Origin of the sequence: Selenomonas bovis DSM 23594 (assembly GCF_000381005.1) — a bacterium.
Taxonomy (GTDB): Bacteria; Bacillota; Negativicutes; order Selenomonadales; family Selenomonadaceae; genus Selenomonas_C; species Selenomonas_C bovis.
Window position 1 is genome coordinate 24,080 of record NZ_KB908397.1, and the last position, 24,969, is coordinate 49,048.

28 protein-coding genes and 1 riboswitch are annotated in these 24,969 nt (G+C 61.8%); of the genes, 27 read left to right on the forward strand and 1 reads right to left on the reverse strand.

Annotation, left to right across the window (positions count from 1 at the left end; translation table 11 throughout):
• Nucleotides 1-11 precede the first annotated feature (11 nt).
• From F599_RS0109120 to ribF, 17 genes are all read left to right on the forward strand, one after another.
• Nucleotides 12-161 carry a hypothetical protein gene (locus tag F599_RS0109120; RefSeq protein ID WP_019543222.1) on the forward strand — a complete coding sequence of 50 codons (150 nt, stop codon included), beginning with the start codon at nucleotides 12-14 and terminating at the stop codon, nucleotides 159-161.
• 29 nt (nucleotides 162-190) lie between these two features.
• The gene (locus tag F599_RS0109125; protein ID WP_019543223.1) at nucleotides 191-571 is read left to right on the forward strand and encodes a biotin/lipoyl-containing protein; all 381 of its coding nucleotides are present in this window, start codon (nucleotides 191-193) and stop codon (nucleotides 569-571) included.
• 147 nt (nucleotides 572-718) lie between these two features.
• Complete coding sequence (locus tag F599_RS14025) at nucleotides 719-1,972, forward strand: GGDEF domain-containing protein (protein ID WP_081626367.1); 1,254 nt, start codon at nucleotides 719-721, stop codon at nucleotides 1,970-1,972.
• A gap of 109 nt (nucleotides 1,973-2,081) precedes the next feature.
• A complete protein-coding gene (locus F599_RS0109135; protein ID WP_019543225.1) occupies nucleotides 2,082-2,531 on the forward strand; it encodes an Hsp20 family protein in 450 nt (149 codons plus the stop codon).
• A gap of 257 nt (nucleotides 2,532-2,788) precedes the next feature.
• Nucleotides 2,789-3,577 (forward strand): CheR family methyltransferase, encoded by a 789-nt coding sequence (locus F599_RS0109145; protein ID WP_019543226.1) that lies wholly within the window; start codon nucleotides 2,789-2,791, stop codon nucleotides 3,575-3,577.
• Between the two features lie 18 nt (nucleotides 3,578-3,595).
• The gene (locus F599_RS0109150; protein ID WP_019543227.1) at nucleotides 3,596-4,579 is read left to right on the forward strand and encodes a phenylacetate--CoA ligase family protein; all 984 of its coding nucleotides are present in this window, start codon (nucleotides 3,596-3,598) and stop codon (nucleotides 4,577-4,579) included.
• A gap of 142 nt (nucleotides 4,580-4,721) precedes the next feature.
• Complete coding sequence (locus tag F599_RS0109155) at nucleotides 4,722-5,879, forward strand: exonuclease SbcCD subunit D (RefSeq protein ID WP_019543228.1); 1,158 nt, start codon at nucleotides 4,722-4,724, stop codon at nucleotides 5,877-5,879.
• Entirely contained in the window at nucleotides 5,876-8,482 is a 2,607-nt protein-coding gene (locus tag F599_RS0109160; protein WP_019543229.1) for an AAA family ATPase, read from the forward strand. Before F599_RS0109155 ends, F599_RS0109160 begins: the two co-directional genes overlap by 4 nt.
• 160 nt (nucleotides 8,483-8,642) lie before the next feature.
• A complete protein-coding gene (locus F599_RS0109165; RefSeq protein WP_019543230.1) occupies nucleotides 8,643-9,095 on the forward strand; it encodes a ribosome maturation factor RimP in 453 nt (150 codons plus the stop codon).
• A 57-nt stretch (nucleotides 9,096-9,152) separates the two neighbouring features.
• Nucleotides 9,153-10,295 (forward strand): transcription termination factor NusA, encoded by a 1,143-nt coding sequence (gene nusA, locus F599_RS0109170; protein ID WP_019543231.1) that lies wholly within the window; start codon nucleotides 9,153-9,155, stop codon nucleotides 10,293-10,295.
• Nucleotide 10,296: 1 nt separating this feature from the next.
• A complete protein-coding gene (rnpM, locus tag F599_RS0109175; protein ID WP_019543232.1) occupies nucleotides 10,297-10,599 on the forward strand; it encodes an RNase P modulator RnpM in 303 nt (100 codons plus the stop codon).
• Nucleotides 10,596-10,907 (forward strand): L7Ae/L30e/S12e/Gadd45 family ribosomal protein, encoded by a 312-nt coding sequence (locus F599_RS0109180; protein ID WP_019543233.1) that lies wholly within the window; start codon nucleotides 10,596-10,598, stop codon nucleotides 10,905-10,907. Before rnpM ends, F599_RS0109180 begins: the two co-directional genes overlap by 4 nt.
• A gap of 19 nt (nucleotides 10,908-10,926) precedes the next feature.
• The gene (infB, locus tag F599_RS0109185; protein WP_019543234.1) at nucleotides 10,927-13,359 is read left to right on the forward strand and encodes a translation initiation factor IF-2; all 2,433 of its coding nucleotides are present in this window, start codon (nucleotides 10,927-10,929) and stop codon (nucleotides 13,357-13,359) included.
• 15 nt (nucleotides 13,360-13,374) lie between these two features.
• On the forward strand, nucleotides 13,375-13,764 hold the full coding sequence (gene rbfA / locus F599_RS14030; protein WP_019543235.1) for a 30S ribosome-binding factor RbfA: 390 nt from the start codon (nucleotides 13,375-13,377) through the stop codon (nucleotides 13,762-13,764).
• A gap of 1 nt (nucleotide 13,765) precedes the next feature.
• On the forward strand, nucleotides 13,766-14,725 hold the full coding sequence (locus F599_RS0109195; protein WP_019543236.1) for a DHH family phosphoesterase: 960 nt from the start codon (nucleotides 13,766-13,768) through the stop codon (nucleotides 14,723-14,725).
• The gene (gene truB / locus F599_RS0109200) at nucleotides 14,722-15,612 is read left to right on the forward strand and encodes a tRNA pseudouridine(55) synthase TruB (RefSeq protein ID WP_019543237.1); all 891 of its coding nucleotides are present in this window, start codon (nucleotides 14,722-14,724) and stop codon (nucleotides 15,610-15,612) included. The genes F599_RS0109195 and truB overlap by 4 nt, the downstream gene beginning before the upstream one ends.
• 194 nt (nucleotides 15,613-15,806) lie before the next feature.
• Complete coding sequence (gene ribF, locus F599_RS0109205) at nucleotides 15,807-16,742, forward strand: riboflavin biosynthesis protein RibF (RefSeq protein WP_019543238.1); 936 nt, start codon at nucleotides 15,807-15,809, stop codon at nucleotides 16,740-16,742.
• A gap of 265 nt (nucleotides 16,743-17,007) precedes the next feature.
• On the opposite strand, the gene rpsO is transcribed toward ribF, so the two are convergent.
• On the reverse strand, nucleotides 17,008-17,286 hold the full coding sequence (rpsO, locus tag F599_RS0109210; RefSeq protein ID WP_019543239.1) for a 30S ribosomal protein S15: 279 nt from the start codon (nucleotides 17,284-17,286) through the stop codon (nucleotides 17,008-17,010).
• Between the two features lie 218 nt (nucleotides 17,287-17,504).
• Nucleotides 17,505-17,628: riboswitch (TPP riboswitch) on the forward strand.
• 100 nt (nucleotides 17,629-17,728) lie between these two features.
• Between rpsO and thiS (F599_RS0109215) the strand changes: the two genes are divergently transcribed.
• The 10 genes from thiS (F599_RS0109215) to F599_RS0109260 all read left to right on the forward strand — a co-directional run bounded on the left by thiS (F599_RS0109215) (nucleotide 17,729) and on the right by F599_RS0109260 (nucleotide 24,814).
• Entirely contained in the window at nucleotides 17,729-17,926 is a 198-nt protein-coding gene (gene thiS, locus F599_RS0109215) for a sulfur carrier protein ThiS (RefSeq protein WP_019543240.1), read from the forward strand.
• Between the two features lie 39 nt (nucleotides 17,927-17,965).
• Complete coding sequence (locus tag F599_RS0109220) at nucleotides 17,966-18,745, forward strand: thiazole synthase (RefSeq protein ID WP_019543241.1); 780 nt, start codon at nucleotides 17,966-17,968, stop codon at nucleotides 18,743-18,745.
• 12 nt (nucleotides 18,746-18,757) lie between these two features.
• Nucleotides 18,758-20,017 carry a 2-iminoacetate synthase ThiH gene (gene thiH, locus F599_RS0109225; protein ID WP_019543242.1) on the forward strand — a complete coding sequence of 420 codons (1,260 nt, stop codon included), beginning with the start codon at nucleotides 18,758-18,760 and terminating at the stop codon, nucleotides 20,015-20,017.
• A complete protein-coding gene (locus tag F599_RS0109230) occupies nucleotides 20,010-20,750 on the forward strand; it encodes a thiamine phosphate synthase (RefSeq protein ID WP_019543243.1) in 741 nt (246 codons plus the stop codon). Before thiH ends, F599_RS0109230 begins: the two co-directional genes overlap by 8 nt.
• Before the next feature lie 252 nt (nucleotides 20,751-21,002).
• Nucleotides 21,003-21,212 (forward strand): sulfur carrier protein ThiS, encoded by a 210-nt coding sequence (gene thiS, locus F599_RS0109235; protein WP_019543244.1) that lies wholly within the window; start codon nucleotides 21,003-21,005, stop codon nucleotides 21,210-21,212.
• The gene (moeB, locus tag F599_RS0109240; protein ID WP_019543245.1) at nucleotides 21,209-22,027 is read left to right on the forward strand and encodes a molybdopterin-synthase adenylyltransferase MoeB; all 819 of its coding nucleotides are present in this window, start codon (nucleotides 21,209-21,211) and stop codon (nucleotides 22,025-22,027) included. Before thiS (F599_RS0109235) ends, moeB begins: the two co-directional genes overlap by 4 nt.
• A 10-nt stretch (nucleotides 22,028-22,037) precedes the next feature.
• Nucleotides 22,038-22,451, forward strand: coding sequence for a M67 family metallopeptidase (locus tag F599_RS0109245; protein ID WP_019543246.1), 414 nt, complete (start codon nucleotides 22,038-22,040; stop codon nucleotides 22,449-22,451).
• Nucleotides 22,452-22,491: 40 nt separating this feature from the next.
• Entirely contained in the window at nucleotides 22,492-23,352 is an 861-nt protein-coding gene (locus F599_RS0109250; RefSeq protein ID WP_019543247.1) for a 4Fe-4S binding protein, read from the forward strand.
• A complete protein-coding gene (locus F599_RS0109255; RefSeq protein ID WP_019543248.1) occupies nucleotides 23,349-23,597 on the forward strand; it encodes a sulfurtransferase TusA family protein in 249 nt (82 codons plus the stop codon). Before F599_RS0109250 ends, F599_RS0109255 begins: the two co-directional genes overlap by 4 nt.
• The gene (locus tag F599_RS0109260; RefSeq protein WP_019543249.1) at nucleotides 23,594-24,814 is read left to right on the forward strand and encodes an O-acetylhomoserine aminocarboxypropyltransferase/cysteine synthase family protein; all 1,221 of its coding nucleotides are present in this window, start codon (nucleotides 23,594-23,596) and stop codon (nucleotides 24,812-24,814) included. The genes F599_RS0109255 and F599_RS0109260 overlap by 4 nt, the downstream gene beginning before the upstream one ends.
• Nucleotides 24,815-24,969 lie beyond the last annotated feature (155 nt).

Here is a 24,969-nt window from a genome sequence, read left to right on the forward strand (position 1 = left end):
AGGAACCGCTCATGAAAATCAATGCAAGCGATGTCCGTCCTGAGGTCGTAGCCGCTATCTCGGCTGCGGTCCAGATGATGACGGGGAATAAAGTCATCGCTGTGCGCATCAAGCGTACGAGCAATGCATGGAATCTGGCTGCCCGCGGCGGCAGGCATTGAGTCAAGCTGAATAATTGGAGGAATTTTCAATGAAAAAGTTCAACATCACGGTCAATGGCACCGCCTATGAGGTAGAGGTAGAAGAGGTCAAGTCCGCAGTCAAGGCAGCACCGGCACCGAAGGCTGCTCCTGCACCGAAAGCGGCGCCCACCGCTGCGCCTGCACCGGCGAAGGCAGCTGTTGCAGCTGGCGCTGGCGAACATTCCATCAATGCGCCGATGCCGGGCAAGATCGTGAAGCTCGTCGCTTCCGAGGGCCAGGCAGTTAAGGCTGGCGATGTCCTGCTCATCCTCGAGGCCATGAAGATGCAGAACGAGATTACGGCAGATGCCGATGGCGTGGTCAAGACGTTCAATGTCACGGCTGGCCAGAGCGTCAAGGTGCATGATTCCCTCGTGATTCTCGGATAAGTATCGCGGAATAAAGTACAAGAAGTCCCTTTCCTTTGCAGGAAAGGGACTTCTTGTGTAGAATAGAACTATATGAAAATTGTAGATTCATAGATACCATAGCGCGAAAGTGGACGGTGAAACGCACGTCTGAGAGGAAGATAGACCATGTACCATGTTCAGCTGCATTTTTGGGTGAGAGGCATTGATGAGAAGATTATCCGTATCTGGCAGGAGATAGAACCACTAGAGAGGTTTACCCATCTCTTTCATGATTTTTCTCGGTCGATGCACCTACCCAGCGGGAGGAATCAGATCGTCCTGCTCGGTGATGCAGCGACGCTTCAGATTCCCATGCTGCGGCAGGACATCGGTATGAAGGGAAAGCTGATTCTCTGCGCGGATTCTGTGCAGAATCTGCCGGAAGAGGATCTCACGTATTTCGATGATGTCTGGCCGCTCGCACATCTCGGAGAGACGGCAGTCTTTCATTTCCGTCGGCTGCAACGTCTGCTCAAGGAGGAAAAGGACGCATGGCTCACGCAGACGTACCTCGAACAGACCATCAATACGTTGCCGGATATGGTCTGGTACAAGGATATCAAGGGGATACATCTCCATGTCAATGATGCGTTCTGCACGGCAGTCAGCAAGCGGAAAAAGGATGTGGAGGGCAAGGATCATTATTACATCTGGGGCATCCCGCGCGAGGTCTATGAGGCGAGTGACTATGTCTGTGTGGAGACAGAGGAGGATGTGATCAATACGCGCAAGACATGCCTCTACGATGAGGAGGTCATGAGCGCGCAGGGCCTGCGCAAGCTCAAGACGTACAAGACGCCGATCTTTGACGAGGACAGTCAGGATATCATCGGTACCGTTGGCATTGCGCGGGATGTCACGCAGGAAAAGGAGTACCGGAGCACCATTCAGCGGCTCACGCGTGAGGATCAGCTGACATCGTTGCTCAACCGGGAGTATTTCTATGACGTCCTCAAGCAGAACGACAGACAGGCCTATACGCTGCTCTCCTTTGATGTCGAAGGATTCCATGGCTTCAATGAACGCTACGGTCATCCGCTTGGGGATGCAGTGCTGCAGATCGTCGCGGAGGAGCTGCGGTTGGCGTTCACTACCAATCACGTGGCCCGCCTTGGCGGCGATGAGTTCGCGGTATTCCTGCCGGATGCCTTATCGGACGAAGCGGCGGAGGCGAGTGTGAGGGCGTTCCAGGAACAGCTCGCTTTCATGCTGTCGATGGATGACCGCATGAAGCATCTGCGTGTCAATGCAGGCATCGTGCATGCCGTCCCAGGTATGACGCCGGAGCGGGTCATTCGCGACGGCGGCAGGGCGTTGGATCGCGCGAAGGAGGTCGGTGGCGGAGCGTGCTGCTCTTCCGGGGAGAGCATGATGGCATGAGCGACTGCGCGATATTCTTCGAGGGGCGGCAGATGTCGTGATTTCTCGTTGTGATTTTTCAACGGAAACGGTATAATGAAATCAGAATCATCGATAGGAGGAGATTATTATGTTCCGTACGATTCCGTTTCATTTCAAGAACAATGCCTCGGAAAAGAGCCGCGAAGTGCTCGATCGTTTTTGGGACTTCGCGATGGAGCAGGCGCACAATCCAGTCGGCCGGGCGGCAAGCGTTATCTTCCCATTCCGCGTGGATGCCATCGAGCTGTCGGATCGTTATGAACTTTTCGCTGAATTGCCAGGATTCACAAAGGAGGAGATCACGGTCGCTTATGAGGGGGACTGCAGGCTGACGATTCGTGCGGAGCGTCCGGAGCCGGAGATGGAGTCCGTGCGCTACCTCTGCCGTGAACGTCGTACGGGAACGTTCGAGCGTTCCTTTGAGATTGACGACATTGATAAGGATGCGGTGACTGTTTCCTTTGAGAACGGTGTGTTGCACATCGTGTTGCCCAAAGTACAGGTTGATGCAGACAAGATGGTGTATGACATCAAGTGATCCGCTTCATGAACAGTTCGGATGAGGAAAACATACTTTCTTTAGGAAGATTTTCCTATTTTTGGACGGTTGCTTTTTGGCGACTGTCTTTTTTTGTTTGGTTAGCAGGAAATTCATTCCTCAAAGGGGAATATAGAACTGAAAGAAGAATGTGTTGCGGGACGGGGGAGGAGATGCGCTGGAGCGCAGTCCTGCCGGACGCCCGTTCCTTCATGGAGAGGGAAGGCATGGTCCTGCAAATTTAGGAGGGATTCCCTATGATGGATGATGCGGATTGGGTGAACTTCAAGAGAAAGCTCAAGGCAAAGACGGAAATCGATCTCGACCTTTATAAGGAACCGCAGATGAAGCGGCGAATCGGCAATCTCGTGAATCGCGGCAAGTTCGATGGCTATACAGCATATTTCGATCATGTCGTGCAGGACAAGGATGATTTCGCCGCGTTCATCGAATATCTGACCATCAACGTATCTGAGTTTTTCCGCACGCCGGAGAAGTTCGGCAAGCTGGAGACGGATGTTATCCCCGACTTGCTGAAGCGGTCGCCGCGACTCAAGATCTGGAGCGCGGGCTGTTCCATCGGAGCAGAGCCGTATTCGCTCGCGATCATTCTTAAGGAACTCACGCCGGGGGTCAAGCATCAGATTCTCGCGACGGATCTCGATGTGGAGATCCTTGCCAAGGCGCGGCAGGGGGTCTATACGGAGAACGAGCTCAAGAGCATGACGCCGGAGCGGCGCAGTCGGTATTTCGACCGCGTGGAGGGCGGCAAATTCGCGGTAAAGGATGAGATCAAGCGCTGCATCGAGTTCAAGCGGCACAATTTGCTCAAGGATTCCTTTGAGACGGGGTTCGATCTTATTCTCTGCCGCAATGTCGTGATTTATTTCACGGAGGAGGCGAAGGACCAGCTCTATGCGAACTTCTTCCGTGCCTTGAAGCCGGGCGGTATCCTCTTTGTCGGCGCGACGGAGGCGATTCTGAATTTTCGGGCGCTGGGCTATACGAGCTTTCAGCCATTTTTCTATCAGCGGCCGCTGGCATGAGCGACAGGAAGCGATGGGATGTCGGATATGTATGCAAATCCCGAGATTGAGACGATGCCGCGCGAGGCGCTGCAGGCGCTGCAATTGGAGCGCCTGCAGAAGGCGGTGAAATGGGCGGGAGAAAAGAGCGGTTTTTACCAGGACGCTTTTGCCAAAGCCGGCGTTTCTGCGGCGGATATCCAGGCACTCTCTGATATTCGCAAGTTGCCCTTTGTGACGCCGCTGGATTTGCGCAGCCATGATGTGTATGACAGGCTGACGCTACCGCTCTCGGGCGTGCTACGGTTCAGCTACCAGGAGCAGCCGGCCGGGGAGTTCCTGCAGCTCTATACGAGCGGCGACGTGGCGCATAATGTTGAGATGATGCTGCGCGGGCTCGTCGCAGCGGGTGTGAATAGGACTTCGGTGGTCGGCGTGCAGGGGGATCTCTCGGACAGCCGTCTGCTCGATGTGCAGTATGCGCTTGAGATCCTCGGTGCGGCCGTCGTGCCGCTCGGCACGGACTACCGGCGCTGGTTCCGCCTCATGGACTGTGTGAGCATGGATGCTGTTGTGAGTACGCCGCAGCTCATCATGCAGCTCGTCATCCAGCTGCAGGCAGTGGGGAAGGATATCGCGGCATATCCACTGCGCATGCTTTTCAGCCTGAACGATATGGGGCTGCAGAATCTCCTGCAGCGACACGTCGTGCAGCGGTCGCATGCACGCGTCTATAATTTCTTCGCACCGCCGGCACTCGGCATGGCGGGGGCGCTCTTTTCCTGCCCCGCACAGCAGGGACAGCATGTACAGGAGGATTATTGGTATCCTGAGGTTATCGCGTTTGGGACAGATACGCCGGTCGAGGATGGACAGATGGGTGAGTTGGTGCTCACGTCGCTCATGGCTGAGGCGCTCCCGCTCATCCGGTTCCGCACGGGACAGGCAGTGAGTCTGTGCAGCGACCCTTGTGCCTGCGGCCGTACGTTCGTGCGCGCGATGACGCCGCTGCAGGGGATTTGAGGAACCACAAGTTCATTCAGCCTTTTCTTGTACTGGGAGCCGGGCGCATAGCTGCGGCGAAGTGTTTTTTTAGGAACTGCGCTTTGCCGCAGTTTTTTCTTTGGAACGATGTGTGCTATGGGATGGAGATTACGGAGGAATCATGCGATTTTTACATACAGCAGACTGGCATCTCGGCAAGTTGTTTGGTCAGCGCTACATGACGGAGGATCAGCGCTATGTGCTCGAAGAGCTCGTCGCGCTGGCCGTGGATGAGGACGTGCAGGCCGTCGTGATCGCGGGGGATGTCTATGACCGAGCGGTACCGCCCGCCGAGGCTGTGGCGCTTTTCGACGAGGTGCTCGCCCACCTTGTGGGAAAGGGCATCGCGGTGCTCTATATCGCGGGCAACCACGACAGTGCGGCCCGCCTTGATTTCGGCAGGGAACTGCTCGCCGCGAGCGGCGTCTACTTGCGCGGGTGCGTGCGCGGGGAGGACGCGCCGGTCGTACTCGAGGATGCGGCGGGGCCGGTGTATTTTTCGCTGCTGCCTTTTGCGACGCCCGTGGAGGTACGCGCGGCATTTCAGGTGCCGCGAGAGGAACCGCTGGATTTCGACGCGGCGATGGCGCGCCAGGTGCAGGCGGCGCGCGCGCAGATTCCGGACGGCTGCCGTTCGGTGGCTGTCGCGCACGCATTCCTCGCAGGCGGCCGCAGCGCTTCCTCCGAGCGGCCGCTCTCCGTCGGCGGCACGGACCAGGTGCGGCCCGCGCATTTCCTGCCTTATAGCTATACGGCGCTCGGCCATCTGCATGGGCCGCAGCGCGCGGGAGCGGAGAAGATCCGCTACGCGGGATCACTGCTCAAATATTCCTTTGACGAGGCTGCGCAGAAAAAGGGGGCGCTGGTCGTGGAGCTCGCGGCAGACGGTGCCGTAGAGACGAGGTTCGAGGCGCTGGCGCCGCGCCACGACGTGCGCATCGTGCGCGGCACCTTGGAGGAGCTGCGGCAGGCGGACTTTGACCCTCTGCCGCATGATGACTATGTGCGTGTGGATCTCCTCGATCGTGCGACCATTCTCAATGCCTATGACAAGCTCACCGCCATCTATCCGAATCTCTTCGCGCTCACCCGGCCGAATTGGCAGGCGGCGCAGGCGGAGGAACTGCGGCTGCGCCCGCAGGCGGGAGAGGTGTCGGAGCTTGCCTTGTTCCGGGATTTCTATGAGGAGATGACGCGGGAGACGTTTTCCCCCGATCAGCAGAAGTATCTCGAGGCGGTCCTTGAGGAAATGGCGCGGGAAGAGAGGGAGGAAGTATGAGGATCAGGAAACTCAGCCTGCAGGCATTCGGCCCCTATGTCGGCAAGGTGGCGCTCGACTTCGCGCGGGGGCTGGGAGAGAATCGCTGCTTCCTCATCCACGGTATGACGGGCGCGGGGAAGACGACGCTGCTCGACGCGATCTGCTTTGCGCTTTACGGCAAGGCGAGCGGCTCTCTGCGCACGGGTACGATGCTGCGCTCGGACAAGGCGGCGCCGGAGACAGAGACCTGGGTGGAGCTGGAATTCGCGCTCGGCGCGCGCGGCTACCGCGTGCTGCGCAGTCCGGCCTATCGGCGCGAGGACAGGAAGAGCGCGACGAGGGCGCGGGCGGAGCTCTACGTGCAGCGCGGCGGCGAGGAGGAATTGCTCGTCACCGGCACGAGCGAGGTAACGGAGTATCTCGAGACGCTGACGGGCTTTCGCTGCGAGCAGTTCCGACAGGTCGTGCTGTTGCCACAGGGTGAGTTCCGCGCGTTCCTCATGAGTGATTCCCGGCGGCGCGGCGAGCTCATGCAGGCGCTCTTCCACACGGAGCGGTATGCCGCGCTCGAGAAGCGGCTGAAGGAGCGTGCGCTCGATCTCGCGGCGTGGGCACGGGACTGCCGGGCGCAGCAGGCGCAGCTGCTCATGCAGGCGGAGGTCGCCTCGGCGGAGGAGTTTGCGGCAGCGCTCGCGCAGCAAGAGCAGGCGCTCACCGCTTGCCGGGAAAGAACTGCATCCCTGCGGTTGGCGCATGAGGAGCAGCAGCGCCGACTCGTCAGCGGGCAGACGCTCGCGGCGGCGTTCGCGCGTCTCGCGCAGGCGGAGAAGGACTGCGCGTCAGATGAGAAGAAGAAAGAGAGCGTAGAGATGTTTCGCGCGCAGCTGGCGCAGGCGCAGCAGGCGGCAGCGATCCTCGACAAAGAGCGGCAGGCGGCAGAGGAGGCAGCGGCTGAGGTAAGGAGCAGCGAGGAGGCAGAGCGCCTCGCCGCGGCGGCCGCGCGGGCAAAGCAGGCGGCCACGCAGGCGGCTCAGCAGCTCGCGGCGCAGCAGGAGAAGGAAGAGGAACGCGCGGCGCTGCGGCGCAAGGTGCAGCAGCTCGAGCTGGCCAAGCGTGCTGCGGCGGATGCGGAGCGCCTGGCCCATGCGCTCGCGGCGGCCGAGCGTCGCGAAGCCGCCTGCCGCGTGGAGCGGATCGACACGGAGACGGCGGCCGAGCAGGCAAAGCTGAGGCTGGAGCGGCTGCAGGCCCTCGAGCGCCTGGGCAAGGCCGTCTCTCTGGCCCGCGGCCTGGAGGACGGGACGCCGTGTCCTGTCTGTGGCTCTTGCTCGCATCCGCATCCGGCGGAGGCGCAGGACGTCGTGCCGGAGGAGCAGGAGGTCCACGAGGCGGCAAAGGTGCTCGAGAAGCTGCGGCAGCGCGTACGTGGTGCGCAGGAAGAAGAGCAGAAGGCCGCAGCGGCGGCAGCGGCGCTCAAGGGACAGCTCGCCGCGCAGAAAGAGAATCTGCCGGAAGGCGTCGCGCCTGCTGCGGCGGCTGTGAACCGGGCCTGGTGCGATGCCTCTCGAGCGCTGCAGGAAAGCGAGCAGGTACTCAAGCAGTGCGAGGAGGCAAGCCGCCGGACGGAAACGGCCGCGAGCGCCTCCGCCGCGAGCGCGAAGAGCGCCGCCGCGCATGCAGAGCAGCAGCGCGCGCGGGCAGTGCAGGCGCAGCAGCAGTTCGCAGCCGCGCGCGCGGACGCGGGATTTTCCACGCAGGCTGCGTATGACGCGGCGCTTGCGGGACGCTGGCGCGAGAAGGCGCACCGCGATGAGGTGGCGCAGCACATCCGCGCCTTTGAGGACGCGGCGCTCAGACACCGGGCGGCGTGGGAGGACGCGGCGCGTGAGACAGCGGGGCAGACCGCGCCGGACCTCGCGGCGCTCAAGGCGGCTGCGTCTGCCGCAGAGGCGGCGTGGCGGCAGGCGGCGAGGCAGGAAAGCGAGACGACGCTGCGGATCGAGCAGGGCAAGAAATGGCAGGCTTCCCTGCAGAAGCTCGCTGTCGAAGAAAAAAGCATCGAGCAGGCGTACGGCCTCGCCGGCCGCCTCGCGCAGGTGGCCGGCGGCGAGCAGCCCTACCGCATCCATTTCCAGACGTATATCCAGCGTTCCATCTTCCGCGATGTCATGGATGCGGCCAACGAGCGCCTTGGCACCATGAGCGGCCAGCGCTACGCGCTCGCGCTCGGCAGCCAGTCGGATGGGCGCAAGGCGGATGGTCTCGAGATCGCGGTCTACGATGCCTATACGGGAAAATGCAGGGAGGCGCAGTCGCTCTCAGGCGGCGAGTCGTTTCTCGCCTCGCTTTCGCTCGCGCTCGGGCTGGCCGATGTCGTCGAGCGCTACGCGGGCGGCATCCGCCTCGATACGATGTTCATCGACGAGGGCTTCGGCTCTCTCGACAGCGAAACGCTCGACCTCGCCATCGAGGCGCTGCTGAAGCTGCAGGAGGGCGGACGCGTCATCGGCATCATCTCCCATGTCGAGGAACTCGCCGCGCGCATTCCGTGTCGCCTCGAGGTCACGAAGTCCCCCGAGGGCAGTGCGGCGCATTTCGTCACGGGGACTGCGCGGCAATGATGACGTCTCCGGAGGGCGGGCAAATAGATAATTTTCTCTTTACAAGTCCGCGGGCGAATGCTATACTTAATAAAGAAATTTGAGCGTTTTTTGAAAGAGTGGGTGTGAGCCCACTCTTTCCTCTTATGTTTATGGTAATTTTCTTGCGGGAGGTGGAGGAATGGCAAATCCGATCGAAGAAGCTGTGGAACAGATGGCGCGCAAGCTGCTCGAGGAACAGGCGGGCGTCGAGCTTGTCGATGTCGAGTATGTGAAGGAGCATGACTGGTATCTGCGCGTTTTCATAGATAAGGAAGGCGGCATCGATATCGATGACTGTCAGACGCTCAGTGAGAAGCTCGAGCAGCAGCTCGACGCGACGAGTCTCATCGCGGACAGCTACATACTCGAGGTCTCGTCGCCGGGGCTCGACCGCGTGCTGCGCAAGCCGCGCGATTTCGTGCGCGAGCAGGGCAAGAAGGTAGACGTCGCGCTCTACGCGCCGCTCGACGGCAAGAAACAGCTGACGGGCGTGCTCGAAGCGTATGACGACGCTGCGAAGACCGTTACGATCAGCGGGATGGCGCTGCCGCTGGCGAAGGTCTCGCAGATCCGGTTGCATATTGATTTTTGATTATCATGCGAGGGGGCGGCGTAACGCGGTCTCCGCTGCAGTAGGAGGATATATATTTTGGCAGCAAGAAGAAGCAAAGCGAAGGCAAAGGCACAGGAGCCGGGCTTCCTTGAGGCGCTCAAGGAGCTCGCACGTGAAAAGGGCGTAGAGGAGGAGGTCCTCTTCGACGCCATTGAGGCGGCACTCATCTCGGCGTATAAGCGGAATTTCGGTTCGGCGCAGAATGTGCGTGTCGTGCTCGACCGCACGACGGGTGCCTATCACGTTTATGCCATCAAGACGGTCGTGGAGACGGTAGAGGATGACGTGCAGGAGATCTCGCTCGCGCAGGCGCGCACCATCCGCCCGGACTACGAGGTTGACGATGTGCTCGAAATCGAGGTGACGCCGGCGAACTTCGGACGTATCGCGGCGCAGACGGCGAAACAGGTCGTCGTGCAGCGCGTGCGCGAGGCGGAGCGCGGCATCATCTACGAGGAGTTCATGAGCCGCGAGGGTGACATCATCACGGGCCTCGTCTCGCGCGTCGAGAACCGCAACGTGTTCATCGACCTCGGCAAGACGGAGGCCGTGCTCACACCGACAGAGCAGATCGCTGGCGAGACGTACGAGCATGGCGACCGCATCAAGGCGTATATCGTCGAGGTCAAGAAGACGAGCAAGGGGCCGCAGATCGTCGTCTCCCGCACGCATCCTGGCCTCTTGAAGCGCCTCTTCGAGCTTGAGGTGCCGGAGATCCAGGAGGGCATCGTCGAGATCAAGTCGGTGGCGCGCGAGCCGGGCATGCGCTCGAAGATCGCTGTCTACTCGAAGGACGATGACGTCGATCCCGTCGGCTCCTGCGTCGGCCACAAGGGCATGCGCGTGCAGGCCGTCGTCGATGAGCTCGGCAGTGAGAAAATCGACATCGTGAAATGGAACGAGGACAGCGCGAAGTTCATCGCGAACGCGCTGAGCCCCGCGAAGGTCGTCTCTGTGGCCGTCAACGAGGATGAGAAGGTCTCGCGCGTTGTCGTGCCGGACTATCAGCTCTCTCTCGCCATCGGCAAGGAGGGACAGAACGCGCGTCTCGCCGCGAAGCTTACGGGCTGGAAGATCGATATCAAGAGCGAGTCGCAGGCAGCGGACGAGGTGCTCGACGCGGGCATGAGCGAGGTCGCCGTCGAGAGCGACGCTTCCTTCACAGCGGAAGGTGAATGACGTGGCGGCAAAGGCAGGAAAAGTCAAGAAGATACCGGAGCGGCTCTGCGTCGGTTGCCAGGAGAAACATCCGAAAAAGGAACTCATCCGCATCGTGCGGAGCCCGGAAGGGGAGTTCTCCGTCGATCGCACGGGCAAGAAATCAGGGCGCGGCGCCTACATCTGTCCGCGCGTCGAGTGCCTCGAGAAGGCGCGCAAGGGACATCGTCTCGAGCGTTCCTTCGCCTGTGCCATCGACCCGGCGGTCTATGAGGCGCTCGCGGCGGAACTCGCTGTCGGCGCAGCTCCGGAGGAACGCGCATGAGCGAGCAGCGCATCGTGAACCTCCTGAGCATGGCACAGCGGGCGGGCCGTATGGCCTCCGGTGCCTTTGCTGTCGAGGAGGCCGTGAAGAAAGGGAAGGCTGACTTCCTGATGATTGCGGCTGACGCGCAGCAGGAAACGAAACGAAAATTTGAAGAATTAGCAGATAGATACGACGTCCCCGTCGCGCATCTCCTCACGAGGGATGCGCTCGGCGCCTGCCTGGGCAAGGAATACCGTGCGGTCGCAGCATTGCTCGACGCAGGATTTGCGAAGCGCTTGCAGGAGCTCCTGAAGGAGCAGGGATGATACCTACGGGGGTGGATTAATGTCCAAATATAGGGTTTATGAATTAGCAAAGGAATTCCATACAGATACGAAGAATATCCTCGACATCCTGAAGAAGAATCATTTCAAGGCGGTCAATAATTTCTCGAGCGTCGGCGACGCGGAGCATGCCGCGGTGAAGAATCATTTCGCGGGCAAGAGCGGCAAGTCGCAGGAAAAGGCGGCAGCACCAGCGCCGCAGCCGGAGAAGCGCGCGCCACAGCCGAAGCAGGAGGTGCGGCAGGAGTCGAAGCGGGAAAGCGGACAAGCGGGCGGTGAGACGCGCCGCAGGAGCGAGAACCGTCCGGCGGAGCGCCGCACAGCCGCAGCGCACAGCGAGAGCCGCAGCGGCAGCCACAGCAACGAGAGCCGCAGCAGCGAAAATCGCGGCGGTGAGAATCGCGGCAATCGCGGCGGCGACAGCCGCAGGAATGGCGGCAATGGCCGCAATGATCGCAGCGGCGGCAATGGCCGCAGGGGTAGGAACGATCGCACGGAGAATCGCGGCGGCAGGAACGACCGCAGGGGTGGCAGAAACGACCGCCGCAGCGGCAGGAATAACCGCAGGGGCGGCCGCCAGCAGCCGGCACCGAAGGTTGAGATCGCGCGTCCGACGCATATCAAGCTCCCCGAGAGCATCGCGGTCAAGGATCTCGCCTCGAAGATGAGCTACACGGCGGCAGAGGTCGTCAAGAAGCTCTTCATGATGGGCGTCATGGCGACCATCAACCAGGAGATCGACTTCGAGACGGCGGCACTCGTCGCCTCCGAGTTCGGCGTGACGTGCGAGGAGCTACCGCCTGATGTCGATCCGACGGAGATCCCGGAGATTGAGGATGATCCGAAGAGCCTCAAGCTCCGTCCGCCGGTCGTCACGGTCATGGGCCACGTCGACCACGGCAAGACGAGCCTGCTCGACTGCATCCGCAACACGCATGTGCAGACGCACGAGGCGGGCGGCATCACGCAGCACATCGGTGCCTATCAGGTTAACTGCAAGGGCAAGAAGATCGTCTTTCTCGATACGCCGGGCCATGAGGCGTTCACGGCCATGCGCGCGCGCGGTGCCCAGATCACGGATATCGCCATCCTCGTCGTCGCGGCAGATGACGGCGTGATGCCGCAGACCATCGAGGCCATCCATCACGCGAAGTCGGCAAATGTCCCCATTATCGTAGCGGTCAACAAAATCGATAAGCCGGGCGCCAACCCTGATCGCGTGAAGCAGGAACTCATGGAACAGGGCCTCGTGCCGGAGGAATACGGCGGCGATACCATCATGGTGCCCGTCTCGGCGAAGAAGCAGATCGGCATCGACGACCTGCTCGAGAACGTCCTGCTCGTCGCGGAGGTCGAGGAGCTCAAGGCGAACCCGAACCGCGCGGCGCGCGGCGTCATCGTCGAGGCGAAACTCGACAAGGGACGCGGCCCGGTCGCGACGGTGCTCGTGCAGAATGGCACGCTGCGCATCGGCGACTCCATCGTCTGCGGCACGACGTACGGCAAGGTCCGCGCGATGATCAACGATCGCGGCGAGAACGTCAAGAAGGCCGGCCCGTCGGTACCGGTCGAGATCCTCGGCCTCGGCGATGTGCCGGAGGCGGGCGACGTGCTCGCGGCGCTCGACGAAAAGCAGGCGCGTTCCATCGCGGAGGCGCGCATCGAGCGTCAGCGCAACAACCTCATCAAGAGCAAGAAGGTCTCCCTCGACGATCTCTTCCATCAGATCCAGGAGGGCGAGATCAAGGATCTCAACATCGTCATCAAGGCGGATGTGCAGGGCTCTGTCGAGGCGCTCTCGAGCTCTCTTCTGAAGCTCAACAAGAACGACGAGGTCCGCGTCTCCATCGTCCACTCGGGCGTCGGCGCGGTCAACGAGTCGGATGTCATGCTCGCCTCGGCGTCGAACGCCATCATCATCGCGTTCAACGTGCGTCCGGATGCGAACGCGCGCCGCGTCGCCGATACGGAGAGCGTCGACATCCGCACCTACCGCGTCATCTACGATGCCATCAACGACGTCAAGGACGCGATGAGCGGCATGCTCAAGCCGAAGTACAAGGAAGTCGTACAGGGCCGCGTGGAGATCCGTCAGGTCATGAAGTTCTCCAAGGCGCTCGTCGCAGGCTCCTACGTGCTCGAGGGCAAGATCTGCAACAACTCGAAGATCCGCATCATTCGCGACAACATCGAGATCTTCGACGGCGAGATCGACTCGTTGCGCCGCTTCAAGGACGAGGTCAAGGAAGTCCAGGCGGGCTATGAGTGCGGCATCTCCATCATTGATTTCCGCGACTTCAAGGAAGGCGACATCATCGAAGCCTATACGATGGAGGAAGTGGAGACGAGCATCACCGAGGCGAACAAGGCGGCCGCCAAGAAGCGCGAGGCGGAGGCCAAGGCCAAGGCAGAGAAAGAAAAAGCGGCTGAGTAAAGGAGGCGTATGCACATGAGCCAGCTCCGGGTAGAAAAGGTGCAGGAACTCATGAAGCAGGAGATTTCTGAAATCATCCTGCGCGAGCTCAAGGACCCGCGCATCGGGTTCGTGACTGTGACATCTGTGGAATGTACCGGCGACCTCCGTGAGGCAAAGATCTACGTGAGCCTCATGGGCAGCGAGCAGCAGGTCAAGGATTGCTGGACGGGGCTGCAGAGCTCCCTCGGCTTCATCCGCCGCGAGATCGGAAAGCGGATCCGCCTGCGGTTTACGCCGGAACTCACCTTTGCGCTCGATAAGTCTCTCGACTACAGCGCACATATCCAGAAACTCCTCTTGAAAATCCAGGCGGAGGATGCGGCGAAAGCCGCGTCCGCTGCTGATGCGGAGGGAGAAAAATAAAATGCTTACATTGAGTGAAACAGCGGCAGCGCTGCAAGGCGCCGCAAAGGTTGTCATCACGGCCCATGTGAATCCCGACGGCGACGCCATCGGCTCCTCGCTCGGCCTCATGCACCTCCTGCGGGCGCTTGGCAAGGACGTCACGGTTTTGCTTGATGATGATATCCCGGCAGCCTTCTCGGTGCTGCCGGGATATGATGTTATAGAGAGGCCGCGGGAGGGCGAGGCCATCGCATGCGATGTCTTCGTCATCCTCGACACGATGTCGGACCGCATCGGGGGAACTTCCAGTGTCGTCCGTGCGCGGCGCATCCTGAACATCGATCATCATCATACGAACACGGGCACGGCGGGCGAGGAGCTCTACCTCGATGGTACGCGCGCCGCGACAGCGGAGATCATCTATGACCTCGCGGGCGCACTCGGCGTCCGGCCGGACGCCGCAGCCGCGGCCTGCCTCTATACGGGGCTCGCGACGGATACGGGATTCTTCCGCTTTTCCAACGCGACGGCGCATACTTACCGCGCGGCCGCCGACCTTCTCGAGGCCGGCGCCGAGCCGCATGTGATATCCGAGGCGCTCGAGGTGCGGCCGCTCCAGACCGTGCGCGATCTCGCGGAGGCGCTTTCCCAGATGGAGCTTTTTGCGGACGGGAAGGCCTGCGGCATTTTCCTCACGCAGGCGCAGACGGCGCGCATGGCGTCGACGGAGAGCTTCATCGGTCACATCCGCGTCATCGACGGCGTGGATGTCGCCGTCGTGCTCAAATGCAAGGAGCCGGAGCTCTGCCGCGTGAGCATGCGCTCGAAGCGCGTCGACGTGAGCCGCATCGCGGCCTCCTTCGGTGGCGGCGGCCATGTGCGCGCGGCGGGCTGCACGCTCACACAGCCGTTCGCTGAGGCGAAGCAGACCATCATGGACGCGATTGCGCGCGCCATCCGCGAGGACTGGACGGCATGACGGCGCGCGAAGATGGCTTCCTGAACCTGCTCAAGCCGCCGGGCATGAGCTCGCATGACGTCGTCGGCTGCGCGCGGCGCGTGCTCGGCATGAAGAAGGTCGGCCACGCTGGGACGCTCGATCCCGGCGCGGCGGGCGTCCTGCCTGTGGCGGCGGGCGCGGCGACGCGCCTCATCGAGTATCTCGAGCACGCGGAGAAATCATACCGCGCGGAGCTGTTGCTCGGCGTGGCGACGGACTCGGGCGATCTTGGCGGCGAGGTCGTGGCGCGGCAGGCGGTCAGCATGCCTGCCGCGTCCGAGGTCGAGCAGGCCCTTGCCGCGTTCCGCGGCGAGATCTCGCAGGTGCCACCCGCGCACTCCGCCATCAAAATCGGCGGCAGGCGCGCTTACGAGCGCCTGCGCGCGGGTGAGACGGTTGAGCTGCCGGCGCGGCGCGTAACCATCCATCGGCTGGAGCTGCTCGCACTCGATGCTGCACGTCATACCCTGCTGCTCGATGTCGATTGCTCGCGCGGCACATATATCCGCTCGCTCTGCCGCGATATCGGCAAGCGCCTCGGCATGCCCGCCGTCATGAGCTTCCTCGTGCGCACGCGCGTCGGTGATTTCTCCCTGACGGAGGCGCTGACGCTCGAGGAGTTTGCCACGCGGGGGCGCGGCGCGCTCGAGGCGCCGGAGGAGCGCCTCTCAGGACTTCCCCGCTACGATCTGCCGCGGGGACGCGCACGTGCCTTCTGCAACGGGCTGCCGACGCACGACATCTCTTTGGTGATGCCCGAGGCGGCGCACCTGCGCGTCTACGGCGAGGGACAGTTCCTCGGTATCGGACGCGTGGACGCGGCGGCGCAGAGCGTCGTGCCGGAGAAGGTCCTCTCGCGCAGCTAATTCTTCCAAGGAACCGCTGATTAAATGAAGTGCTCCGGATTTACGTGGATGCGCTGTACTCTTCGGAGACAAACCGCAGGCGTAGCCGAAGCTACGCTGAGGATGGTAGAGGGCGAGAGGACAGTGCAGACGCGTGAAGACGGAGTGCTGAATGAATCAGTGGTTCCCCAAATCACAGAAACAGGACTGATACCATGCAGGTCTACCATAAACTGAAAGACTTCACAAAGAAATATCCGCGCATGGCGGTTGCGCTCGGCATGTTCGACGGTGTCCATATCGGCCACCAGAGCATCATCCGCCGGGCCGTCGACCTTGCGCGCAGCGTAGAGGGGACGAGCGCGGTCTTCACGTTCAGCAATCATCCGCTCTCGGTGCTCTCGCCGCAGCATATGCCGCTGCAGCTTGGCACGGAGGCGCTCAAGGAGCAGCTCGTCGCGGGGCTGGGCGTCGATGTCCTTGTCTCCATCCCGTTTACGCGGGAATTTGCCCAGCGGACGCCGGAGGAGTTCCTCGAGCTCCTGCGCGCCGATTTCGCGCCGCGTTTTGTCGTCACGGGGCCGAATTACACCTTCGGGCAGAGGGGGCGGGGAACGCATCGTCAGCTCCTGCGCGACGGCCCGGCCTACGGTTTCCAGACGGAGATCTGTCCCGCCGTGCTCCGCGGCGGCCGGATCGTGAGCTCGACGCGCATCCGCGCGCTCATTGCTGAGGGAGAGCTCGCGATGGCGAACGATTTCCTAGGCCATCCCTTCCGCCTCGTCGAGCGCGTCATCCACGGCGATCGCCGCGGGCGTACGCTCGGTTTCCCGACGGCGAACCTGCCGATCCTGCCAGGCGTCGCCATGCTGCCGAACGGTGCTTACGCCGTGCGCGTCGCCTATGACGGACAGTTGTACGGCGGCATGGCGAGCATCGGCAGCAATCCGACATTTGCGGGCTGCAGCCGTCGCGTGGAGGTCAACATCGCGGATTTCTCGGCAGACATCTACGACCGCGAGCTCACCGTCGATTTCCTCGCCAAGCTGCGCGACGAGCAGCGCTTCGCCTCAGCGGAGCAGCTCGTGCGGCAGCTCACGAAGGACCGCGCGCGTGCGGCCGCCATCTGGCGCACGCAGCTGCCATCGTAACATACTCAACGCACAAACGTCCACTTTGTGGACATTGTGCGCCCGTCCTTGCAGTAAATCCAGCCAATCGCGCTGCGCCTGCGGCTTGCGCTCTTGGGGATTTATATAGTAAGTGCCTGTGCGTTTCCCCACGGAGAAAATGCTCCATGGGGAGAGCGCACAGGCACTTTTTTATTTATGACACGAACTGCTGTGAGAAATGAAAAAGACGCACGCGCCTTCTCGCGAAGTCGTGTGCGTCCCGAAAGACTCATTGCTTGATGAATCAGCGCTCCACCGTGGAACGGAGGCCGAGCTTCGCGATGATGGCGCGATAACGCTCGATGTCCTTCTTGTAGAGGTAGCTGAGGAGACGGCGGCGATGGCCGACCATCTTCAGCAGGCCGCGGCGGGAGTGATGATCTTTCTTGTGCTCCTTGAGGTGATCCGTGAGGTACTGGATGCGAGCCGTGAGAACGGCGATCTGCACCTCGGGCGAACCCGTGTCACCCTCGTGCACCGCGTATTTTGCCATGATTTCCTGTTTTGCTTCCTGAGTCAGCATGTTGTCTTTTCCTCCTAATCTTGATATGCTGCACCGTCAGCGAAGAAACGGCCGGAGTTGCCAGCCTCTGCGCCGCGGCATGGATGGTGCTGACGCACCTTGCATAGTATATCACAGGCCCGCGCGCCTGTAAACTGGAAAATCCGCGGCCTGCCGTGTTTTCTCGGTGGTTCTCGGATTGCAATTTCAGAGAAAGCGTTTTATAATAAAAGGGAAAATCATATAGCGAGGGGAGCTTGCTGAGGACAGTTGTCCTCCGAGCAGGCTGAGAGGGCAGTGGAGCTGCCGACCCGGAACCTGATTTGGATAATGCCAACGTAGGGAGCGCCGTTGTATCGCGGAGAGAAGACTGTCCAAGCAGGGGCAGTCTTTTATTTATTTGCGGAGAATCGTTACGTCATTCAGCGTTCCTCGCAGTTGTTCTCGGAAAGGGGGGAGGTGTATGGTGAAGATCAACGGTGAGCCGCAGGACGCGGCGGGACAGAGCGTCGCCGCGTATCTCGAGGCCGCAGGCTATGACAGCCGCGCGGTCGCGGTGGAGTACAACGAGGCGATTTTGCCGAAGGCGCAGTATGCAGCGACGCAGCTCGCCGACGGCGATGTCGTGGAGATAGTCTGTTTCATGGGCGGCGGCTGCTGAGCCGCTGCCAGTTACTGAAGAGAGAAAGGAAGCAATGGTATGGTGCAGAATGAGGAAGACCTGCTGGAACTTGGCGGACGGAAATTCGCTTCGCGGTTCATTCTTGGCTCGGGGAAATACTCCTTGCAGCTCATCGAGGCGGCCGTGCGCGACGCGGGCGCCGAGATCGTGACGGTGGCCGTGCGGCGCGCGAACACGAAGGAGCATGAGAACATCCTCGACTACATCCCGAAGCAGGTGACGCTGCTGCCGAATACGTCGGGCGCGCGCACGGCGGAGGAGGCCGTGCGCATCGCGCATCTCGCGCGTGAGCTCGGCTGCGGCGATTTCGTAAAGATCGAGATTATGCGCGACTCGAAGTATCTGCTGCCGGATAACGAGGCGACGGTGCGGGCGACGGAGCAGCTCGCCAAGGAGGGCTTCATCGTTCTGCCGTATATGTATCCTGACCTCAATACGGCGCGCGACCTCGTGGACGCCGGCGCAGCCGCCGTCATGCCGCTCGCCGCGCCCATCGGTTCGAACAAGGGGCTCGTGACAAAGGAGTTCATCCAGATCCTCATCGACGAGATCGACCTGCCCATCATCGTCGATGCCGGCATCGGCAGCCCGGCGCAGGCCTGCGAGGCGATGCAGATGGGCGCAGCGGCTGTCATGGCGAACACGGCGCTCGCGACGGCGGGCAACCTACCGCTCATGGCCGCGGCGTTCCGCGATGCGATTATCGCGGGACGCAAGGCGTACCGCGCGGGTCTCGGCCGTGTGCTCGCGCGCGGCGCGGCCGCCTCGGATCCCCTCACGGGCTTCCTGCGGGATTGAGGGGGCGAGGAGATGAGCGAAAAGGAAAACAATTTCTTCGTCGACTCGGCGAAGCTCAGCGAGAAAGCGCTCGCAAAGAAGCACCGCCTGGAAAACGATCCGTCCTGCCGTAAGGATCCGATGGAATATTTCCCGGATATGGAGCGGATCACCTCGGATGTGCGCGGCAAGGTCATCGCGCAGATGGAGGCCTATGATGAATCGCGCTATACGGCGGTCGACGTGCGGCGCGCGCTCGATCATGAGCGCTGCAGCATCGAGGACTTCAAGGCGCTGCTCTCTCGCGCGGCCGCGCCGTTCCTCGAGGAGATGGCGCAGCGCGCGCGGCGCGAGACGAGCCGCCATTTCGGCAATACGGTCTATCTCTTCACGCCGCTCTACATCGCGAACTACTGCGAGAATTACTGCGTCTACTGCGGTTTCAACTGCTACAACGACATCGAGCGCCTGCAGCTCACGCCGGAGCAGGTCGCGCACGAGATGAAGGTCATCGCCGAGAGCGGCATGGAGGAAATCCTCATCCTCACGGGCGAGAGCAAGACGAAGAGCGACGTCCATTACATCGGCGAGGCCTGCAAGCTCGCGCGGAAGTATTTCAAGAACGTCGGACTCGAGGTCTATCCGATGAATACGGAGGACTATCGTTACCTGCACGCGTGCGGCGCGGACTATGTGACGGTGTTCCAGGAGACGTACGACCTCAAGAAATACGAGACGCTGCACCTCCTCGGGCACAAGCGCGTCTGGCCGTATCGGTTCGAGGCGCAGGAGCGCGCGCTCCGGGGCGGCATGCGCGGCGTGGGATTCTCCGCGCTGCTCGGGCTCTCGGACTATCATAAGGACGCGCTCGCGACGGCGCTGCACGTCTACTACCTGCAGCGCAAATATCCGCAGGCGGAGTTCTCGCTCTCATGCCCGCGCCTGCGCCCCATCATCAACAATGAGAAGATCAATCCGCTCGATGTGAGCGAGAAGGTGCTCTGTCAGATCCTCTGCGCGTACCGCATCTTCCTGCCCTATGTCGGCATTACGGTGTCCTCGCGCGAGAACGTGCGGTTCCGCAACGGCATCGCGAAGATCTGCGCGACGAAGATCTCGGCGGGCGTCTCGACGGGCATCGGCGACCATGAGGAGAAATACACGGGCAGGGATACGGGCAAGACGGGCGACGAGCAGTTCGAGATCTCCGATACACGCAGTATCCGCAGCATGTACGGCGATATGGAGCGCGAGGGACTGCAGCCGGTGCTCAATGACTACCTCTATGTCTGAGTTGCGGCAGGTGTTTCCTGCGTCGCGTGAGGCAGAGCTCTCCCGCGTCCTCTGTGTCACGAACCGCCATCTCGTCGCAGACGGCGCGTCTCTGCCGGAGGCGGCTGCTGGCAGCGCTGGCGGGCGAGAGCTCGCGGACGGGGCGGCGGAAGACGTCGCTCACACTGCAGGCGCGGAGGACTGGACACCGTTCCTGCGGCGTCTGGAGATGGTCGTGCGCGCGCGGCCGCGCGCCGTCATCCTGCGTGAGAAAGATCTGCCGCCCGTTGCCTATGAGCGGCTCGCGCAGGAGGTGCTCGCCCTCTGCCGTGCGGCCGGTGTGCCGTGCCTCCTTCACACGCACGCGGCACTCGCGCTGCGGCTTGCGGCCGCGGGCCTGCATCTGCCGCTCGCGCTGCTCCGGGAGCTTCCGCTCGCGCAGCGGCAGCGCTTCGCTTTGCTCGGGGCGTCGTGCCACTCCGTTGAGGATGTGCGCGCGGCGGAGCGGCTCGGCTGCAGCTATGTGACGCTCGGCCACATCTACGCGACCGCGTGTAAGCCGGGCCTGCCGCCGCGCGGGCGGGATCTCTTGCGGCGCGCCTGCGCGGCGGCGCGGATTCCCGTCTATGCCATCGGCGGTATCACGCCTGCGCGCCTCGCGGAGGTGTGCTCGGACGGGGCGGCGGGCGCTTGCGTGATGAGCGGACTCATGCGCGGCTCTGACTGGATTCCTGGAATTGAGAAAATCTGTTGACATTTCCCGGCGGCTGCTCTATAATGTCAGTAATGTTTTAGAAAACATATTGTTATTATATGATTGAGCGGTCCGCCGTAGGTCATTCGACAGCGAAAGCCTGCGGGAAGCGTGGGGAGCGTGGCAGAAGTGTCTGCTCCTCGGCTTTCCGCGGGCTTTTTTGCGCAGCGGGGCGAGAGAGAATACGCCGCAGCCGGTGGCCGCGACGCGCCTTGCCGCCCTGTCGGCAGAGGATAGCGAGGAGGATATAAGATGAAACTGACTGTCAATGGAGAACCACTGGAAATCGAGAAACCCATCAATGTCAAGGAACTGCTCGTCGACGCCAAGGCCGAGCAGCCGGAATATGTGACCGTAGAGCTCAACGGGGAGTTCGTCGATCACTCCGGCTTTGAGTCGACGCTCGTGAAGGACGGCGACACGGTGGAGTTCCTGTATTTCATGGGAGGCGGTGCGAGATGAGCAGCCTGACGAACGAACAGCTCGAACGGTATTCCCGCCATATCATCCTCCAGCAGGTCGGCGGCAGGGGGCAGGAGAAGATCCTCGGCAGCAAGGTGCTTGTCATCGGTACGGGCGGCCTCGGCGCGCCGGCCGCGATGTATCTCGCCGCGGCCGGCGTCGGCACCATCGGCCTCGTGGACTTCGATGTCGTCGACCTCTCGAACCTCCAGCGCCAGATTATCCACCAGACGGCGGATGTCGGCAAGCCGAAGGTCGATTCCGGACGGGAGACCATCGAGGCGATGAATCCGGATGTCGATGTGCATACGTACAATGAGCTCGTGACCTCGGCGAACATCCGCGACATCATCCGCGATCAGGACTACGACTTCATCATCGACGGCACGGACAACTTTCCCGCGAAGTTCCTCATCAACGACGCTTGCGTCTTTGAGAAGAAGCCCTTCGTCCACGCGGGCATCATCCGCTTCCAGGGACAGCTCATGACGTATGTGCCGGGTGCGGGGCCGTGCTACCGCTGCGTGTTCAAGACGATGCCGCCGAAGGATGCCGTGCCGACGTGCCGGCAGGCGGGTGTCCTCGGCGTCATGGGCGGCATCATCGGCACGCTGCAGGCGACGGAGGCGCTCAAGTACATCCTCGGCGTCGGCGAGCTGCTCACGGGATATCTGCTGACGTACGACGCACTCACGATGAAGTTCCGCAAGGTGAAGCTCCCGCGCGATCCACACTGCGCGATCTGCGGCGAACATCCGACGATTACGGAACTCATCGATTACGAGCAGCCGGCCTGCGATCTCAGAAAGCATTGAGGAGGGCGCTATGGTCATCGAATTGAAACTCGCGGACTATCTGGAGATGGTCCGCCACGCCCGCGCGCTCGCGCCCATCGAGGACTGCGGCCTTCTGGGCGGCACAGTCGCAGACGGCGTCAAGACCGTGGAGAAGGTGTATTACCTCACGAACACCGACCACAGCGAGGAGCATTTCTCCCTCGACCCGAAGGAGCAGTTCGCGGCGGTGAAGGAGATGCGGGCGAATGGCTGGCAGCTGCTCGGCAACTGGCACAGCCATCCCGCGAGCCCCTCGCGCCCGAGCGAGGAGGACAAGAGGCTCGCGTTTGACAGCAAGGCGAGCTATTTCATCCTCTCACTGCATGGCGGCGAGCCCGTGTTGAACAGCTTCCATGTGAGCAGGGAAAAGAAAGTCACGAAAGAGGATCTGAGAATCAGGTAAAGAGCGGGGCCGGGGACTCCGGCCACAGGAGGAGAGCAAGATGGCAGTAGATTACAAGGCACTCAAGAAGGGCGGCCTCATGCGCCAGCGGCAGAAGGATTGTTTCTCGATGCGCCTGAAATCCGTCGGCGGTCATTTCACCGCGGGGCAGCTCGCGACCGTGCAGCAGGTGGCAGAGAAGTACGGCAAAGGATATGTACATCTCACGAGCCGGCAGGGCATCGAGATCCCGTACATCAAGCTGCAGGAGATCGACGAGGTCAAGGAAGTCCTCAAGAAGGGCGGCGTCGAGGTCGGCGTCTGCGGGCCGCGCGTGCGCACCATCACGGCCTGCCAGGGGGCGGCGACCTGTCCGTCAGGCCTCATCGACACGGTGAAGCTCGCCAATGAGTTCGACCGCCGCTACGGCGGGAAGGAACTGCCGCACAAGTTCAAGTTCGGTTTTACGGGCTGCCACAACAACTGCCTCAAGGCGGAGGAAAACGACCTCGGCGTCAAGGGCGGCGTGCTGCCGAAATGGGAGGCGGCGAGCTGCATGTACTGCGGCGTCTGTGAGGCTGTCTGCCCGGAGAAAGCCATCTGCGTGGACAAGGAAAAGAAGGCGCTCGCCTTTGACCAAGAGTCTTGCGTCTACTGCGGCAAATGCATCAAGAGCTGCCCGACGGATGCATGGACGGGAGAGAATGGCTTCGTCATTTCCTTCGGCGGGCTCTACGGCAACCGCATCGCCATCGGCCGCCATTTCCTGCCCATCGTCTTCGATGAGGCCAAGGTCTACGAGATCGTCGACGTCACGCTGAAGTTCTTCGAGGAGAATGCGAAGCCGAGCGAGCGCTTCGCGAACTGCCTCGACCGTGTGGGCTGGGATGTATTCGAGAAGAGAGTGGAGGAAGTCTTATGAGTGAGAAGCACACAGATGCCGCCATCGACATCACGGATGTCGTCTGCCCTATCACGTTCGTCAAGGTGAAGGTCGCGCTCGAGGATCTCGCGGACGGGCAGACGCTCGCCGTGCACCTGAATGACGGCGAGCCCATCCAGAACGTGCCGCGCAGCCTCAAGGACGAGGGACACAAGGTGCTCTCCGTTGACCAAAATGGGGACGGCACGTATGACCTCGTCGTGGAAAAGGGTGGTCTCGCATGAGATTCACCACGCGGCTCCTGCACGAGGCGTTCGCGCCGGACGCGGCGACGGGGGCGACGACGCAGCCGCTCTACCAGACCTCGGCGTTCTATCAGCCGACGGCGGAGGAGATGGCGCGCGTCTTCGCGGGACGCAAGCCGGGCTTCGTCTACACGCGCGTGAACAATCCGACCATCGCGCGCTTCGAGCAGCGTGTGAACGCGCTCGAGGGCGGCGTCGGCGCCGTGGCCTGCGCGTCCGGCATGGCGGCTGTATCGCACGCCGTGCTCAACATTCTCTCGCAGGGCGATGAGATCCTCGCATCGGGCGGACTCTACGGCGGCACGAGCTCGCTCTTTCGCGATTTCGCGAGCTACGGCATCGGCGTGCGCTACGCGGCGGGCGACAGCGTGGCGGATTTCCGCGCGGCGCTCACGAAGCGCACGCGGCTCATCTACATCGAGACCATCGGCAATCCGACGCTCGACGTCGTTGACATCGCGGCGCTCTCTGAGCTCGCGCACGCGCACGGCGTACCGCTCTTCGTCGACAATACGGTGACGACGCCGTACCTCTGCCAGCCGCTCGCGCACGGCGCCGATGTCGTCATCCACTCGACGTCCAAGGCGCTCAACGGCAACGGCAACTCCATCGGCGGCATCGTCGTCTCGGGCGGCAAGTTCCGCTGGGATGCGGCGCGTTTCCCGAAGCTCGGGGAGTATCCGTTCGGGCCTATGAGCTATCTCGTTCGCCTGCGTATGCGCATGGTGACGGACTACGGCGGCTGCATGGCGCCGTTCAACGCGTATCTCACGGGCATCGGGCTTGATACGCTCGCGCTGCGGCTCGACCGGATCACGTCGAGTGCATTCGCGCTCGCTGCGTTTTTCGCGGCGCGCGGGGAGCGCGTGAATTATCCAGGTCTGCCGGAACATCCCTCGCATGCACTCGCGGCGCGCCAGTTCGGCGGGCGCTACGGCGCGATGCTCACGCTGCGCCTCGGCACACGGGAGCGCGCGTTCCGTTTCATCGATGCGCTGCACTACGCGCTCAATGTCTCGAACATCGGCGACGCGCGCACGCTCGTGATCCATCCGGCTTCGACAATCTTCCTCCACGCGAGCGAGGAGGAAAAGGCGAATGCCGGCGTCACGGACGATCTCGTGCGAATCAATGTGGGATTGGAAGACATCGAGGATCTGCAGGAGGATTTCGCGCAGGCGCTCGACGCGCGCTGAACGCGAAGCCGTGAAAACAGCGATTTGTCTTGCGGGGGGCTGTCTCACGAAAGCATTTTCGTGCGGATAGCCCCGTTTTCTTTGACCTCAATCACGGTCATCTGACACTGGCGATAATCATGGCATAAAAAACAGTACAAGAAACAGGCGGTCAC